Raw genomic sequence first — 15809 nt, forward strand, 5'->3', positions numbered from 1 at the left:
GCGCACGGCACCCTCGGTCGTTCGGTATCGCCCTACCCCAGCAACCCGCCCACCAGGCCCGGCTGGCCGGAGGACGAGGAGCCGCCGTCCGAACCGCCACCGCCGCCGCTCGTCGAACCGCCCGAGGTGGCGGAGCCACCGGAGGACGGGCCGGAGCTGGTGGCGGGGGCCTGCTCCACGGGAGTGGACTGCTCCGGAGGAGCCTCGCCCGCGGTGCCCTGCGTCTGGCTGGGCGCGCCGGCGTCTCCGCTGCCGGTGGTGCCGGAGTCCTGCGCCTCGGAGGGCTCGCTGTCGGTGCCCGCCGTCGGGGCCGCCGAGGTGGCGCCCTGGGTGGGCGAACTGGACGCGGCGGGCTCCCGGGACGCCTTGCGCGTGCCGGACTTCTCCGGCAGCGGCGAACCGGGCAGCTCGTTGCGCGGGGGCTCGCCCGGGCCGGGGACGACCACCCGGTCGGCGTCGCGGACGGCGCCGCCGAGCAGCGAGCCGACGAGCAGGGTGAGCCCGACGGCGATCGCGGTCACCAGGGCGCCACGGCGCAGCACGTAACGGCGCAGCTCCCACAGGTCGGAGCGCGGACCGAGCCGGCGCCACGCACCGGCGGCGAGCCGCCCGTCCACCGAGTAGACGGGGGCGCCGGCGATGACCAGCGGCGACCAGGCGGCGAGGTAGATGATGTCGGGGGTGTCGTAGACCGGGACGGACTTCCAGCTGACGGTGACGATGAGCGCCGCCGAGAGCCCGGCGCCGACGACCGCGGCGACCCGCTGCCAGCAGCCCAGGACCGTGAGGACGCCCACGACGACCTGGAGGAAGGCGATGACGAGGCCGGAACCGACGGGGTGGTGCAGGGCGAACTGACGCAGCGGCTCGGCCACTTCCCACGGGTGCAGGGTGTTGAGCCACTTCACCATGGAGCCGCGCTTGCCGCCGTCGAAGTAGACGGGGTCGCACAGCTTGCCCATGCCGGCGTAGATGGAGATGAAGCCGAGGAAGACGCGCAGCGGGAGCAGGACCACGCCGAGGTTCATCCGGCGGCCCGGGTAGTAGGCGTGCCGCGCCGGGTCGTCGCCCTGCCGCCGGCTCCGCGGCGCCGGGTCCGGGTCGACGTCGGCTTCCCCGAAGTCCTCGAACTGGCCGTCGTCGTAGGCGGGTTCGTCGTAGGCGCTGCCGACGCCGCGCATGTTCGGCAGGATCCGCTGCTCACCGTCGACGGGCGTCCGCTGGGCGCCGACGATCGGGGTCTCGAGGGTCTGCGCGGCGAGGTCGCCGTCGTACCCGCGGCCGCCCATGCCGACGCGGGGGATGACCTGGGTGGCTCCGGCGTCGGCACCGGGCGGTTCGCCGTGGCCGATGCTGCCTGCCCGCACGGCCTGCAGCAGTCGGTGGGCGCCGGTGTCGTCCGGGGCGGACTTGCCGCTCCAGACGACGGCCCGCCGACGGCCACCGGAAGCGGCGCCCGCTCTGCCGGCCGCCCCGACGGCGGCCATGCGCGCGGTGTCATCGATGGCGCTCACGTGCCGGGCGATCCGCGGGGATTGGTTACGCCGCGCCGACGCGCCCAGCTGCACGCGGAAGCTCGCGTGGCTGACGATGATCTGCGCCGGATCGCTCGGCACCTTCACCATGCTCAGCGCGGGAGCGTCGTCGAATCCCGACGAGCGGTCCCCCGTGGGTGTGCGGGGTGTTCTGGTGTCCACACTCATCTAACCGAGTGACGTGTGTTTAGGACACTGCTTTGACCCGCCGGATCTGTCCGGACTCCGTCAAGGTTGCACTACTCGCCGGGATTAACCCGTCCGAGTGAACCGCAAGGGAACCGATTCCCTCTGCCGCCCTCGCCCGAGCCACGGCTTGACACGGCTTCGCGGGGCTCCGACCGGCGGGCTCCGCCGGTCGGAAGCCTGTCTCAGCCCCGGCGCCGAGCCGCCTCGTACAGCACGATCCCGGCCGCCACACCGGCGTTGAGGGATTCCGCGCCACCCGGCATCGGGATCCGCACCCGGAAGTCACAGGTCTCGCCGACCAGGCGGGAGAGGCCCTTGCCCTCGCTGCCGACGACGATGACGACCGGGCCGTCCAGGGCCTTCAGCGTGCTGACCTCGTGCTCGCCGTCGGCGGCCAGGCCGACGATCGCGATACCGGCCTTCTTGTAGGCCTCCAGAGCGCGGGTGAGGTTGGTGGCGCGGGCGACCGGGGTACGGGCGGCCGCACCGGCGGACGTCTTCCAGGCGCCGGCCGTCATACCGGCCGCGCGGCGCTCGGGGACGACGACGCCGTGACCGCCGAAGGCGGAGACGGAACGGACGACGGCACCCAGGTTGCGCGGGTCGGTCACGCCGTCGAGGGCGACGATCAGCGGGTCCTCGCCGTGGTCGTAGGCGGTCGACGCCAGGTCCTCGGGGTGCGCGTACTCGTACGGCGGGACCTGGAGGACCAGGCCCTGGTGGTTGAGGCCGTTGGTCATGCGGTCCAGCTCGGGACGCGGGGCCTCCATGAGGTGGATGCCACCGCGCTCGGCGGCGAGCTGGAGCGCCTCGCGCACCCGCTCGTCGTTGTCGATGAACTGCTGCACGTAGAGCATCGTCGCGGGCACGCCCTCGCGCAGCGCCTCGACGACGGAGTTACGGCCGACGACCATCTCGGACGTGCCCTTGCCACCCCGGCCGCGCTGTGCGGGCCGGCGCACGGCCTGCTTCGCCTTGGCGGTCGCGATGCGGTTCGCCTTGTGCTTCTTGCGCATCTCGGCGGGCGGGGTCGGACCCTTGCCCTCCAGGCCTCGGCGCCGCTGGCCGCCACTGCCGACCTGCGCGCCCTTCTTGCCGGACATGCGGCGGTTGTTGGCTGCCATGAGTCTCTCGTCTCCGTGAGCTTTTCGTACGTACGTCTTATGCAGTGTGCCGCCCGGAAGGCCGGGCGGCACAGTCGATCAAGGACAGGCCCTGAGGCTGCCCTACCGCGGGCCGAGGCTCCAGCGCGGCCCCTGCGGGCCGTCCTCGATGGCCAGGCCGGACTGGGTGAGCTGGTCGCGAATGGCGTCCGCGGTCGCCCAGTCCTTGCGCGCGCGGGCCGACTCGCGCTGGTCGAGGACGAGTCGTACGAGGCTGTCGACCACGCCGTGCAGGTCCTCACCCCGGCTCTCCTCGCCGGCCCAGTGGGCGTCGAGCGGGTCCAGGCCGAGGACGCCGAGCATGGCACGGACCTCGGCGAGGCGGGCCACGGCGGCTTCCTTGTCGTCGGCCGCGAGGGCCGAGTTCCCCTGCCGGACCGTCGTGTGCACGATGGCGAGCGCCTGCGGAACACCCAGGTCGTCGTCCATCGCCTCGGCGAAGGCGGGCGGCACCTCGGCCGCCGGCTCGACGACTCCCCCGGCCTTCTCGACGACGCGCTGCACGAAGCCCTCGATCCGCGCGAACGCCGACTCGGCCTCGCGCAGGGACTCCTCGCTGTACTCGATCATCGAGCGGTAGTGGGGCGTACCGAGGTAGTAGCGCAGCACGATCGGACGCCACTGCTTCACCATCTCGGAGACGAGGACGCTGTTGCCCAGCGACTTCGACATCTTCTCGCCGGCCATGGTGACCCAGGCGTTGTGCACCCAGTACCGCGCGAACTCGTCGCCGTAGGCCTTGGCCTGGGCGATCTCGTTCTCGTGGTGCGGGAAGATCAGGTCGAGGCCGCCGCCGTGGATGTCGAAGACGGTGCCCAGGTACTTGTGCGCCATGGCCGAGCACTCGAGGTGCCAGCCCGGACGCCCGCGTCCCCAGGGGGTCTCCCAGCTCGGCTCCCCCGGCTTCACGGACTTCCACAGGGCGAAGTCACGCTGGTCGCGCTTGCCGGTCTCGCCGTCCGCCGAGGGCTGGAGCAGGTTGTCCAGCTCCTGGTTGGACAGCTGGAGGTACTCCGGGAACGAGCGCACGTCGAAGTAGACGTTGCCCTCGGACTCGTAGGCGTGACCGCGCTCGATCAGCCCGCGCATCATCTCGATCATCTCGGGGACGTGCCCGGTGGCGCGGGGTTCGTAGGTCGGCGGCAGGCAACCCAGCGCCTGGTAGCCGTCGTTGAACGCCCGCTCGTTCTCGTACCCGATCGACCACCAGGGGCGGCCCTGGTCGTGCGACTTGGCGATGATCTTGTCGTCGATGTCGGTGACGTTGCGGATGAAGGTGACGTCGTAGCCGCGGTGGGCGAACCACCGGCGCATGATGTCGAAGTTCAGGCCCGAACGGATGTGCCCGATGTGCGGGGCCGCCTGCACGGTGGCACCACAGAGGTAGATCGAGACACAACCCGGCTGGAGCGGGGCGAAGTCACGGATCTGCCGGGCACTGGTGTCGTACAGGCGAATGGTCACCTCTCCAGGGTAGTGGGCGCGAAGCGATGCCCCGAGCCCCTTCCACCCAAGGGCCACACATTCGTGACATGCCATGGCATATGTCGGCCGGTGCCGACGGCGCCGATCAGCCGGTGCGCGCCACCAGCGCCGTCGCGATCGCCATCAGGCCCTCGTCGCGTCCCGGGAACCCGAGCCCGTCCGTCGTCGCACCCGACACCGACACCGGCGCGCCCGCCGCCTCGGACAGGGTCTTCTGCGCCTCGTCGCGCCGCTTGCCGATCTTGGGACGGGGCCCGACGACCTGTACGGCGATGTTGCCGATGACGAAGCCGGCCGCGCGGACGATCCGGGCCGCCTCCGTGAGCAGGGTGACGCCCGAGGCGCCGGACCACTCGGGGCGCCCGGTGCCGAAGTGCTGCCCCAGGTCACCGAGGCCGGCCGCGGAGAAGAGCGCGTTGCAGGCGGCGTGCGCGACGACGTCCGCGTCGGAGTGCCCGGCCAGTCCGGGGCCCTCCCCCTCCCACTTCAGACCCGCGCACCACAGCTCGCGGCCCTCCTCGAAGGCGTGGATGTCGGTGCCGATCCCGACCTGGGGAAGCACGGGCCGCGTCTCAGTAGCCATCGTTGAGCCTCCTGCGCGCCAGGACCGCCTCCGCGAGGACGAGGTCCAGGGGCCGGGTGACCTTGAAGGCCTCCTCGTGACCGGGAACGACCACGACCGTCAGCCCCAGCTGCTCGACCATGCTCGCGTCGTCGGTGACGTTCTCCGTGACCGATTCGTGGGCGCGGACCAGGGTGGCCCGGTCGAAACCCTGCGGGGTCTGCACGGCACGGAGGCGGGCGCGCTCGGGCGTGGCGACGACCGGCTCGGGGTCGCCGATGGTCACGGCCGGTTCGACCTCCTTGACGGTGTCCGCGAGCGGCAGCGCCGGGACGACGGCGGGAGCGCCCTCCCGTACGGCCTCGATCACGGCGTCCACCGTGTCGACGGGGACGAGGGGCCGGGCGGCGTCGTGCACCAGGACGATGTCGTGACCGGGCGGCAGCGCGTCCAGGCCGAGCTTCACGGACTCCTGGCGGGAATCCCCGCCGGGCACGACCAGGAAGTCGGTGCGGTCGGGCAGTGCGTGCGCGTCGAGCAGCGACTTCACCTCGGCGGTGCCGTCCGGCGGGGCCACGACGACGACCAGGGAGACGGCGCGGGAGGCGGCGAGGGCGCGTACCGCGTGGATCAGCATGGGCGTGCCGCCCAGCGTGCGGAGCGCCTTGGGGGCGCCCGGACCGAGGCGGACACCCCGCCCGGCGGCCGGAATCACCGCGGCCGTGCGGGTGGGCGCGGGGGAGGGACGCGAATCGTCAGACATCGGTTCCTGTCAGGTTTGTGTTCCGGCCTGGCGTGGGTATGGCCCTGGAAGTGCCGGGCGCGACGCCTTGACCGGACCCTTCCGTGACGTGCCGGTCGAGGCAGCAGCCCGGGCCCGGCACACCAAGTATCGAAGCATCGGTCGCATTGTCGGGGGCGGTTCGGGAGCAGTATCGACCGACCACCCTTGTGGGGGTAGGGCGTACGGCGGTTGTCCTGGCGCGAACATGCCGCAGCGCCCGGCGACGGGAAATTCGTCATCGGGCACCGCGGCATTTCAGTGTTCTTCAGCGCGCGTGTTATTCAAGGTGCGGAAACCGGTCTCGGGCCGGCATCAGCGCTCGAAAAACGCGTCGAGCTCAGGACGCGAGCACCTCGTCGAGCAGGGCTTCGGCCTTGTCCTCGTTGGTGTTCTCCGCGAGAGCGAGCTCGCTCACCAGGATCTGGCGGGCCTTGGCGAGCATGCGCTTCTCACCGGCGGAGAGTCCGCGCTCGCGCTCACGACGCCACAGGTCACGCACGACTTCCGCGACCTTGATGACATCGCCGGAGGCGAGCTTCTCCAGATTTGCCTTGTAACGACGCGACCAGTTCGTGGGCTCCTCGGCGTACGGCGCGCGCAGCACCTCGAAGACCCGGTCCAGCCCGTCCTGACCGACCACATCACGTACGCCGACGAACTCCGCATTGTCCGCTGGCACACGTACCGTCAGGTCACCCTGGGCGACCTTCAGCACCAAGTAGGTCTTGTCCACGCCTTTGATCTGGCGAGTTTCGATAGCCTCGATCAGCGCGGCCCCGTGATGGGGATAGACCACGGTGTCGCCAACCTTGAACGTCATGTGACAGGTACCCCTTCCGTGGCTATCCAGGGTAACACGGAAACTGCGGGTTCTGAATGGCGTTTTCGCAGGTCAGGGCATATCTCGGGGCTTGACAACAGCGACAGGAACGTGCTGCGAAGGGGCTGCGGAAGCAGGTATTCGCAGGTCGGAGGCGCTCTCCGAGGGGGGAGAAACGCGCACGTTACACGCATCCGGAGCCCCGCCCGAACGGCCGAACGTCCACATATGTCCGCTTCCAGGAGTGCGACTTCCGCTACTCCGTTCGGTTCACGTGGCCGGATACGAGCCGTTTCCGGAATTGATCATCACCCCCTCGACCCGGCCCGTGATCAATTCCGGGGACGACCTCGCATTCCTTCACCGAAAATCCGCGATCGGACGTCCGGCGCGGTTATGCGAATGGACCGGTGAGCCGGAAGAGGACAGAGAGAGGCAGGAAGACGGCAGGAAGATGAGAGGAAGGCGAGAGGAACACGACGGGAACACGATGAGGTGAGAAGTGAGAAGGCGAGCGGGAAGACGAGCAGGAAGACGACGGGTGAAGCCAGAGTGACTCGTGGGTCACTTGTGGCGGTCGGGACAGGTGGTGCCGGAGGCCGTTCAGCGCGTCCGTCGAGGCACGGGATCGCTCTAGAGGCGGGTCGGGTGCGGTGGCGCGAGAACGGCTCGGTAACCTAAGGCCGCTGACAGACCCTTAGGACGGCTTTATCCAAAGGAAGGCCGTCCGTGTGTACAAGGAGTTGCCGCCGCCGTGAGCAGCAGCCTTCGACGCGGCGCCCTCGCCGCTTCCGCCATCGCGTTCTCGATCGCCTCGCTCGCCGCCTGTGGGGCCGGCAACGACTCCCAGACCCTGGAGATCAAGCCGGACAACGCCGCCACCAGCATCGGCGACATCAAGCTGCAGAACGTCATCGTCATCACCCAGCCCGACCTGGAGTCGACCGGTCCCGCCGTGATCTCGGCGACCGTCTTCAACAGCGGCAGCAAGGCGCAGACGCTGGAATCCATCACCCTCGACGGCGGCAAGTCCGCCGCGCTCTCTCCCGCCAAGGGCAAGGGCCGGCTGACCGTCCCGGCCGGCGGCTCGGTCGTCATCGGCGGCGCGAACAACGCCTCCGCCGTCCTGGCCAGCAGCCGTGAGGCCGTCAAGGACGGCGACGCGCAGAAGGTGACCTTCACCTTCAGCGAGACCGGCGAGGTCAGCCTGCGCGCCTTCGTCGTCCCCGCCGAGAGCTACTTCTCCAAGTGGGGCCCGAGCGACATCCCGAGCGCCGCGGAGTCCCCCTCCGCGAGCACGTCGGCGTCCCCGTCCGCGTCGGCTTCGGGCGCGGCCGCCGAGGGCGGTACCGCCGAGTCCGGATCGGCCTCCCCGTCGGACTCGGCCTCCGCCTCGGAGTCGGAGTCGGCGGCCGCCGGTCACTGACCTCGTACGCGCACGCGCACACGCACGCAGCAAGGAGGGCGGCACCCCACACGGGGTGCCGCCCTCCTTGCTGTCCCGTCCATCCCCGACGCGCCCCTCGCCGTCGGCGGGAGCGGCCGCAGCCGGTCCGGTCTACGGCTCGAACTTGTAACCCAGACCGCGGACCGTCACCAGGTACCGCGGGGCACCCGGGTCGGGCTCGATCTTGGCGCGCAGGCGCTTGACGTGGACGTCGAGGGTCTTGGTGTCGCCCACGTAGTCGGCGCCCCAGACCCGGTCGATGAGCTGCATACGGGTCAGGACGCGGCCCGCGTTGCGCAGCAGCATCTCCAGGAGGTCGAACTCCTTCAGGGGCAGGTCGACCTTGGAGCCGGAGACCGTCACCACGTGGCGGTCGACGTCCATACGGACCGGGCCGGCCTCCAGGGCCGCCGGGGTCACCTCCTCCGGCTCGCCCCGGCGGCGCAGGACGGCCCGGATACGGGCGACCAGCTCGCGCGACGAGAAGGGCTTGGTGACGTAGTCGTCGGCTCCTATCTCCAGGCCGACGACCTTGTCGATCTCGCTGTCCTTCGCGGTCACCATGATCACGGGGACGTTGGAGCGGCCGCGCAGCTGACGGCACACCTCCGTACCGGGCAGGCCCGGCAGCATCAGGTCGAGAAGGACGAGGTCGGCGCCGTTGCGCTCGAACTCGTCGAGTCCATCGGGCCCGGTGGCCGCGATGGCGACCTCGAAGCCTTCCTTGCGGAGCATGTAGGACAGGGCGTCGGAAAAGGACTCCTCGTCCTCGACGACGAGCACTCGGGTCACGGAAGGACCTCCGGGGCGGAAAGCGTCCGGTACGCGGACGAATCGGGGGATGAGGCGCGGGGTGGTGCCTGGGTGGAGCGGTGAGGGGAGGAGTGACCGACCTCGTCGAGGCCGTCGACGTCGTCGACGTCACCGAGGTCGTCGACCTCGTCCGGGTCGGGATGCTGCTGCGCGCGGTCGCGGGCCACGCCCACCTCCGGCAGCCGCAGGGTGAACGTGGAGCCCTGGTTCTCGGCGCTCCACACCGTGACCTCCCCGCCGTGCGAGGCGGCCACGTGCTTGACGATCGCCAGCCCGAGCCCGGTACCGCCCGTCTGGCGGGAGCGGGCCGGGTCGACGCGGTAGAAGCGCTCGAAGATGCGCTCCTTGTCCTTGTCGGAGATGCCGATGCCCTGGTCGGTCACGGCGATCTCGATCAGGTCCCCGCCCGGCGCGCTCACCCGGCGGGCGGCTATACCGACGCGGGTACGGGCGGGCGAGTAGTTGACGGCGTTCTCGACCAGGTTGCCGAGAGCGGCGGCCAGCTGGCCCCGGTTCCCGAAGACACGCAGGTCGGCGGTGCCGCCGGCGGCCATGGTGATCTGCTTGGTGCCGGCCTGGTGACGGCAGCGGTCGACGGCCTCGGCGACCAGCTCGTCGATGCCGACCGGCTCGGCGTCCTCGAGAGGATCGTCGTTCTGGACCCTGGACAGATCGATGAGCTCCTGGACCAGGCTGGTCAGCCGGGTCGCCTCGATCTGCATACGCCCGGCGAACCGCTCCACCGCCTCCGGATCCTCCGAGGCGTCCATGACGGCCTCGGAAAGAAGGGAGAGCGCGCCGACCGGGGTCTTCAGCTCATGGCTGACGTTCGCCACGAAGTCCCGCCGGACCGCCTCGATACGACGGGCCTCGGTGAGGTCCTCCACGAGCAGGAGGACCAGCCGGGAGCCCAGTGGGGCCACTCTGGCGGACACGGCGAGAGCCTCGCCGCGCCCCGTCCCGCGCCGGGGAAGGTCCAGCTCGACCTGGCGTATCTCTCCGTCGCGTCTGGTGTCCCGGGCCATCTTGAGCATCGGCTCGACGCTGAGCCGGCCGCCGCGCACCAGCCCGAGGGCGTAGGCGGCGGAGCTGGCCTTCACGACGGCGTCGGCTTCGTCGAGCACGACGGCCGAGGAGCGAAGCACGGAGAGGACGGTGTCCACACCCGGCGGAAGCACCGGGTCCGTGTGCAGCGAGGTGCGCGTGGGGCGCTTCTGCTCGCGCTCGCTCCAGCGGAACGCCAGCATGGCGATGACACCGGTCAGTACCCCGGCGATCGCTGCCGCTGCGGCGACCGCCGCGTTCACGTCCATGCCACCAGGTTAGGCACGCGATCGGTCCTGGCCACAGCTATCGAGGTGCGACCTCGAACACTCGTCGCCCAGAGTTCACCTTGGAGCCAGTGGTGGTTCATTTGAGGTGCCGGAAATCGACGCGTACGGGGCGGAGCGTGGCACCGTGGGGTTCGCAGCACCGGTTCCACGGCCGGTCGGCGCCGGTGCAGCAGCCGGTGACGACCCGGTTCGCGGCCGGTTCTGGCCCCCGGAACCGAACCCGAACCCCAAGCACGACGTACGAGAGGGAACCCTGATGCGGGACGCGTACCACGAGGAACTGGACTCGATCGGCGACAGCCTGGTGGAGATGGCCCGGCTGGTCGGGTCGGCGATCGGGCGCGCCACGACCGCCATTCTCGACGCCGACCTGAAGCTCGCCGAGAGCGTCATCGAGGCCGACAAGAAGGTCGACGAGCTCCAGCACGACCTGGAGGCACGGGCGATAGCACTGCTGGCCCGGCAGCAGCCGGTGGCGACGGACCTGCGGATCGTGGTCACGTCGCTGCGGATGTCGGCCGACCTGGAGCGCTCCGGCGACCTCGCCCAGCACGTGGCGAAGCTGGCCCGGCTGCGCTTCCCGAACCGCGCGGTCCCGCAGGACCTGCACGCCACCATCCTGGAGATGGGCCAGCTCGCGCAGCGCCTGATGGCGAAGGCGGCGGAGGTCGTCGTCACCAAGGACGTCGACCTCGCCCTCCAGCTGGAGTCGGACGACGACGCGATGGACCTCCTGCACCGCACCCTCTTCCAGCACCTGCTGGACGACCGCTGGAAGCACGGCATCGAGACCGCCGTCGACGTCACGCTGCTGGGCCGCTACTACGAGCGCTTCGCCGACCACGCGGTCGCCGTCGCCAAGCGCGTGGTGTTCCTGGTGACGGGCGAGCACGCGGACGAGCTCCAGCCGGAGATCCAGCCGGACATCCAGCCGACGACCGGAGCGGGGACGGGGACGGGGACGGCGGCCGAGGGGGTCTGAGCGGGTCGGTGGCCGGACGGTGAGTGGGGGCGTACCGGATCTCCTCAAGGTGTGCGCAAGCCGCCGTGCGCCGTTGAGCCGTTGATGCGCCCAGCGGAACGGGCATGCAATGGGCACAGGTCCTACGCCTCCGGGAGGAACCCATGGCCGAGTCCCCCATCACTCCCACGCCCGATCCCGCACAGGAACGCCCGACCGAGCAGCCCGCCGAGATCAGGAACCTGATGCTCATCGGCGCGTGCGGCTGCGGTTCCGGGTGCGGCTGCGGGTGCCAGTCGGGCAACCCCTGCCAGTGCGGCTGAAGACACACGACGAACGCGGGTGAACGAGGGGCCCGGTGCCGATACCGGCACCGGGCCCCTCGTTCATGCCCGGTCCGCTCCTCGCCCGGTCGCCGCGCGGGGACCGCGAGCGCAGCATGGAAGTGCGGGCGCGCAAACGCGGGCACAGACACACGCACACCTACATGTGCACGAACACGTACACGTAGAGACACACGCACACGTACAGGCACAGACACTGCCACAGGCACAGACACTGGCACTGGCACAGGCACAGGCACAGGCACGGCGACTGGAAGGGGGCGGGCAGTCATGACCCGCTTCATGGACGTCCACCACGACATGCACGGCATCACCGCCGACCAGCTCCTCGAGGCCCACCGGGCGGACCTCGCCATCGAGGGCGAAGAGGGCGTGCACTTCGAACGGGCCTGGGCCGACCCGGAGTCCGGAACCGTCTACTGCCTCTCCGAGGGCCCCTCGGCGGAGGCCGTCCTCCGCGTCCACGAGCGCACCGGCCACATGGCGGACGAGATCCACCCGGTGCCGCTGACGGTGTGAGATCGCTCGGAGCGTCCGCCGAGGAGCGCCGAACCCGGGTCAGGAAGGCTTGGCCGCCGATACGGCGGTGACGGTCACCTTGTTGTCGCACTGCGCGAACTGGCCGTCGTCCAGGGCGACCTGATGCTTCCCCGCGCCCGGCAGGCCGATGACGAGCGTGGGGTAGACGACGGGCTCCGCACCCGATTCGCAGAACCCGTCTGCCTCGCCCTGCACCTGCACGAAGGTCAGCTTCGCCCATGCCTTGCCCTTGGAGGCCAGCGTCACCGGCGAGGCGGTTCCGGTGGTCGTGACGGAGAGCGGGGAGTTCTTCTCCGGAGAGCCGTTGCCGGCTCCCGCGACGGTCGGATGACCCTTGAGGACGCAGGCCTTGGCCGAGCTGTTGGTGAACTCGACGATCGCCGCCCCGGTCCCCGTACCCGACGGCCGAACGGTGGCCTGCCGCGCGGCGACCTTCAGGCTCCCCGCGGAACAGACCGGCGCGGCTGCACCGACACCCCGGGAACTGTCCACGGCGGGCGTCACGGCAGCGGCACTCGCGGAGGCGGAGGCCACCGAAGGGGAGGCAACGGAAGGGGAAGTCACGTGGGTGGGGGTCGCGGAGGCGGGACTGACGGAGGCAGGGCTGCTGGAGGCGGGACTCGCGGAGGTGCCGGGGGACTCCCCCGAACCGCACCCCGTCACCACCAGAGCGGTCGAGGCCACGACGGCCGCCATCACGGAACCCCGAATTCCGAACCTGTTCCAGCGCATGTCCACGTTCCCGTTCCTGTTCGCGTTCGCGTTCGTGTCGGCGTTCTTGCTCGTGTTGGCGTTCTCGTTCGTCTTCGCGTAGCGCATGTTGCCCCCCGGATCCGAGTCGCCGAGGGCGTCGGCCCTCAGCACCCACCAAGCCACCGACCCACCTGTGTGTCGTCCGTCAACACAGACAGAACGGACAGGCAAACGGGTTCTCCCCGGGACCGACCTGTGACGCATCGGTGACGATATCCGGCCACATCGACTGATCCCCGTAAATCGGAATAAACGGTCGCCCGTGGCGGCGGCTGCCCCGCTCGCCGCCCGCCCGTCACCCGGGTGACCATGGGTGACGGGACCGGTCCAGGGGCCAAGCACCGCGCTGGGAGGCACCCGTGACACCCGTGACACCCACGGGGACGCCCGACGCACTGATCGCGGGCGCCGGCCCGGTCGGCCTGAGCGCTGCGGCGGAGTCGCGCCGGCAGGGGGTGCGCCGCCGGCTGGTGGACCGGCTGCCCGCACGTCTCCCGTATGCGAAGGCCGTCGGCATCCAGCCGCGCTACCGCGACGCCACCGGCGAGTTCGCCCGCCTCTACCGCCCCCACGGCCCGACCGGCTACGTCATCCGCCCCGACGGATACCTAATCGGCGGTCAACAGGACTCCACGCCGACGGGCGAGACATAGATCGCGGACAGCACTCCGTCTCCGTCCACCTCGACCGGGACAGGGGCTGTCGTGTCGGTCAGCTCCAAGTCGTTCGGCAGGGATCGCAGCGGGATGTCTTCGCCGAGGTAGGCCACCGAAACCGTGCCCTGACAGTCGGCGCCCCCCGGCGGCGCGGTATCGGGGACTCTGCCGTCCTGCGGGCCGGCCTTGTGGGACGTGACGTTGATCAGCGTGTACTCGTACTCGTAGCGGGCTGGGGTGACGGCGGTCGCCTCCCTCGTCTTCTCGACATCGACCCAATAGCGGGCGAGCTTCACCGTGACCGCCTCGCACGGTCTCTGGATCGCCTCCGGGGTGAAGTTCAGACCGGAGGAGTCCAGGCTCAGACCCCTGGACCGGTATTCGCCGGTGCCGCTGCGCAGTTCCTTCAGGTAGCCGGTCAGCTGCTCGACGGTCATGTCCCTGGTCTTCACGCACTCCGCGGGCGCGGACGTCGTCGGGCTCTGCGTCGGAGTGGCCGAGCCGGGAGCGGCCGTGTAGTGAGCGAGCTCCGACGGGGAAGCCGTGGAAGCCTCGTCGGCCGGCTTGTCCTCCGAACACCCCGAGACGGTGAACAGCGCTGCCGCGGCGGCGGCCGGTATGAGGAACTTCCCTGCATTTCCCATGAGTTACCCCGCCTGCTCCGAGACCGCTTCCCCTACCGGGCGAACCCACAGTACGAGCTGGATGATCAGGTCCACCAGCAAGTCGGCCATCTCCGCCGTTCAGGGGTGCGGCCACGCCGCTGGCTTACGGGTCTCGCCCCCAAGACGGGTAACCGGCTCCCGCCGTACGGGACTTCCTCCAGATGTCGGCACCCTGATCCAGGCGAGAGCACCAACCCGGCGGATGGCGGACCCCATACCGGGTGAGGTGTGGCGCGAGCTGCCGCCCGTGAGTCATCCCGGGCGTGGCCGAACCTGACGCGCACCCTGCGGCGGATCCGGTCGGTTGATCTTGCGGAGTAGAGTCGAACCACCCGCGTGAGAACTGGCGTTAGTACCACGCCAAGAAGTTTGGATCATGCACGTCGACCCGGGCCCGGGCTCCGACTGGTCGCCTCAAGTGTCAGAGACGCTTGAGCAGTTCAGCCTTCTTCTGTGCGAACTCCTCGTCCGTGAGGATGCCGGCGTCGTGGAGCGAGGCGAGCTTCGCGATCTGCTCGACAACATCCGGCTGAGCTGCGGCCTCGGCCGGTGCCCCATGCTTGCCTTGGTGGAACATCGAAGAAGCGAGGTCCAAGATCTTCTCGGTCACGCCAGGCTGCGCCGGGAGGGGCTCCGAAGACTCGGCCTGCGCGGAGGTATCAGTTACGACCTGCTGGCCCTCGAGCAATACGGAGAAGATCATGAACAGCTTCTCCGGCAACTCAATGATGGACTGATTGCCGTCGGCCCAGTTCACGCGGACGGTGTGCCCGGATTTCATGGAAGCCCCGAGGCCAGCACCGACAGCCTTACCGATCACCCCAGGCAGAGCAGCCTTCGCGGCAGCCTGGCCCATGGCGCCAGCGACACCTTCCCTGGTCGAGAGTGCCTCCCACTCGAGCACGGTCTCGGCATTGAGCTTGTGCCGCTTGAATGGGTTGCGTGGGTGCTGGATCGTGAGTCCGCCGTGGCCTGAGAGAACGCTGCCGCTCGCCAAGTGGCCGCCCACTACGCGTCCCTGGTTCGTCAGCGTCTGCAGAATCGCCATTCGCGAAACGTAGAGGAAGACTTCGTCCCGAATCAAGCCCAGAAGATCAGCCGGATGTCGTCGATGGGTCGAGAGGCTCAGTCGGGTGGTCGACCCACGCTTAAGACGTCAGACACAACGACCTACCAGCTAAGGCTCACTACGGTCTCCGCTGCGCGGGATCTCCGCACGATCTGGCACGCGGCTTACCGCGGCTCTGGCGGACTAGGGGCATCCTTGTCGATCAGCCCGTTGATGAACTCGACCGCTAACCGGTGCGACTCGGGCGATACGTCTGCGGGTTCGTCGGCGTACCAGCGGAAGGTGCCCAGTCCTCGTTCGGCTGAGTTCAGCCAGTGGGCCAGACGGTGGAGCTGCCCTTCGCTGAGCCTGATCGCGGCCTAGTGGACCCACGCCTCATCTGGCCCGGGGTAGGTCTCCAGAACCATGACGGCCAGCTCCACTTGGCCCGGCTCGAAGAGAGACTGGCAGAGGTCGCGGGTGTCAGGAGGGATCGGCATACACCGAGGATGCGGCGTCAACGGCTGTAGGACAACGGAGAGTCGTCGCCGGCCACCGCCACCCGGACTGTGACACGTGACCTCTTCGTCCCGAAGCAACTTGGGCAGCGGCGGCGCCTAGGGCTGGTGTGTCTCTCACCTGCGCCGATGGTCCGCTGACGTCCGTGCGCATCCGCTGTTGTTCGTCGGCGTCGTCACGCAGTTAGACAC

16 protein-coding genes and 1 pseudogene are annotated in these 15809 nt (G+C 69.8%); 6 read left to right on the plus strand and 11 right to left on the minus strand.

The features are described 5' to 3' along the window. Nucleotides 1-32: 32 nt before the first annotated feature. The 6 genes from ACFVYS_RS43050 to ACFVYS_RS43075 form a co-directional block, all read right to left on the minus strand. Nucleotides 33-1703: a DoxX family membrane protein gene (locus tag ACFVYS_RS43050; protein WP_389511254.1), complete on the minus strand. Its 1671-nt coding sequence runs from the start codon at nt 1701-1703 to the stop codon at nt 33-35. A 203-nt stretch (nt 1704-1906) separates the two neighbouring features. Next, nucleotides 1907-2848 (minus strand): 23S rRNA (guanosine(2251)-2'-O)-methyltransferase RlmB, encoded by a 942-nt coding sequence (gene rlmB, locus ACFVYS_RS43055; protein ID WP_389511256.1) that lies wholly within the window; start codon nt 2846-2848, stop codon nt 1907-1909. A 102-nt stretch (nt 2849-2950) separates the two neighbouring features. Further along, nucleotides 2951-4351 carry a cysteine--tRNA ligase gene (gene cysS, locus ACFVYS_RS43060; RefSeq protein ID WP_389511258.1) on the minus strand — a complete coding sequence of 467 codons (1401 nt, stop codon included), beginning with the start codon at nt 4349-4351 and terminating at the stop codon, nt 2951-2953. Nucleotides 4352-4457: 106 nt separating this feature from the next. Then, nucleotides 4458-4955 (minus strand): 2-C-methyl-D-erythritol 2,4-cyclodiphosphate synthase, encoded by a 498-nt coding sequence (ispF, locus tag ACFVYS_RS43065; protein ID WP_389511260.1) that lies wholly within the window; start codon nt 4953-4955, stop codon nt 4458-4460. Further along, a complete protein-coding gene (gene ispD / locus ACFVYS_RS43070; protein ID WP_389511262.1) occupies nt 4945-5697 on the minus strand; it encodes a 2-C-methyl-D-erythritol 4-phosphate cytidylyltransferase in 753 nt (250 codons plus the stop codon). Before ispD ends, ispF begins: the two co-directional genes overlap by 11 nt. 358 nt (nt 5698-6055) lie before the next feature. Next, nucleotides 6056-6538, minus strand: a complete 483-nt coding sequence (locus ACFVYS_RS43075) for a CarD family transcriptional regulator (RefSeq protein ID WP_003953493.1) — start codon at nt 6536-6538, stop codon at nt 6056-6058. 754 nt (nt 6539-7292) lie between these two features. Between ACFVYS_RS43075 and ACFVYS_RS43080 the strand changes: the two genes are divergently transcribed. Beyond that, nucleotides 7293-7964: a DUF461 domain-containing protein gene (locus tag ACFVYS_RS43080; protein ID WP_389511264.1), complete on the plus strand. Its 672-nt coding sequence runs from the start codon at nt 7293-7295 to the stop codon at nt 7962-7964. Between the two features lie 132 nt (nt 7965-8096). Here the strand turns inward: ACFVYS_RS43080 and ACFVYS_RS43085 are convergent, their stop codons facing one another. Together ACFVYS_RS43085 and ACFVYS_RS43090 are read right to left on the minus strand one after the other, a co-directional pair. Further along, nucleotides 8097-8777, minus strand: a complete 681-nt coding sequence (locus ACFVYS_RS43085) for a response regulator transcription factor (RefSeq protein ID WP_007382946.1) — start codon at nt 8775-8777, stop codon at nt 8097-8099. Then, complete coding sequence (locus ACFVYS_RS43090) at nt 8774-10111, minus strand: sensor histidine kinase (RefSeq protein ID WP_389511265.1); 1338 nt, start codon at nt 10109-10111, stop codon at nt 8774-8776. The genes ACFVYS_RS43085 and ACFVYS_RS43090 overlap by 4 nt, the downstream gene beginning before the upstream one ends. A gap of 277 nt (nt 10112-10388) precedes the next feature. Between ACFVYS_RS43090 and phoU the strand changes: the two genes are divergently transcribed. From phoU to ACFVYS_RS43105, 3 genes are all read left to right on the plus strand, one after another. Continuing rightward, nucleotides 10389-11114, plus strand: coding sequence for a phosphate signaling complex protein PhoU (phoU, locus tag ACFVYS_RS43095; RefSeq protein ID WP_389511267.1), 726 nt, complete (start codon nt 10389-10391; stop codon nt 11112-11114). A gap of 143 nt (nt 11115-11257) precedes the next feature. Then, the gene (locus ACFVYS_RS43100; protein ID WP_171398028.1) at nt 11258-11416 is read left to right on the plus strand and encodes a hypothetical protein; all 159 of its coding nucleotides are present in this window, start codon (nt 11258-11260) and stop codon (nt 11414-11416) included. 291 nt (nt 11417-11707) lie between these two features. Further along, nucleotides 11708-11956, plus strand: a complete 249-nt coding sequence (locus ACFVYS_RS43105; protein ID WP_142264944.1) for an SCO4226 family nickel-binding protein — start codon at nt 11708-11710, stop codon at nt 11954-11956. Nucleotides 11957-11995: 39 nt separating this feature from the next. Here ACFVYS_RS43105 and ACFVYS_RS43110 read toward each other — a convergent pair whose 3' ends face one another. Next, on the minus strand, nt 11996-12469 hold the full coding sequence (locus ACFVYS_RS43110; RefSeq protein WP_389511269.1) for a DUF4232 domain-containing protein: 474 nt from the start codon (nt 12467-12469) through the stop codon (nt 11996-11998). A 76-nt stretch (nt 12470-12545) separates the two neighbouring features. Between ACFVYS_RS43110 and ACFVYS_RS43115 the strand changes: the two genes are divergently transcribed. Both ACFVYS_RS43115 and ACFVYS_RS43120 read left to right on the plus strand, forming a co-directional pair. Beyond that, a complete protein-coding gene (locus tag ACFVYS_RS43115) occupies nt 12546-12791 on the plus strand; it encodes a hypothetical protein (RefSeq protein WP_389511270.1) in 246 nt (81 codons plus the stop codon). A gap of 307 nt (nt 12792-13098) precedes the next feature. Continuing rightward, nucleotides 13099-13257, plus strand: a pseudogene (locus ACFVYS_RS43120) (FAD-dependent monooxygenase); the annotation flags it as partial. 92 nt (nt 13258-13349) lie between these two features. On the opposite strand, the gene ACFVYS_RS43125 reads toward ACFVYS_RS43120, so the two are convergent. Both ACFVYS_RS43125 and ACFVYS_RS43130 read right to left on the minus strand, forming a co-directional pair. Further along, complete coding sequence (locus ACFVYS_RS43125) at nt 13350-14030, minus strand: hypothetical protein (protein WP_389511272.1); 681 nt, start codon at nt 14028-14030, stop codon at nt 13350-13352. Nucleotides 14031-14472: 442 nt separating this feature from the next. After that, a complete protein-coding gene (locus ACFVYS_RS43130; RefSeq protein ID WP_389511273.1) occupies nt 14473-15099 on the minus strand; it encodes an SHOCT domain-containing protein in 627 nt (208 codons plus the stop codon). Nucleotides 15100-15809 lie beyond the last annotated feature (710 nt).

This window comes from Streptomyces sp. NPDC058295, from assembly GCF_042880655.1.
Lineage (GTDB): Bacteria > Actinomycetota > Actinomycetes > Streptomycetales > Streptomycetaceae > Streptomyces > Streptomyces coriariae.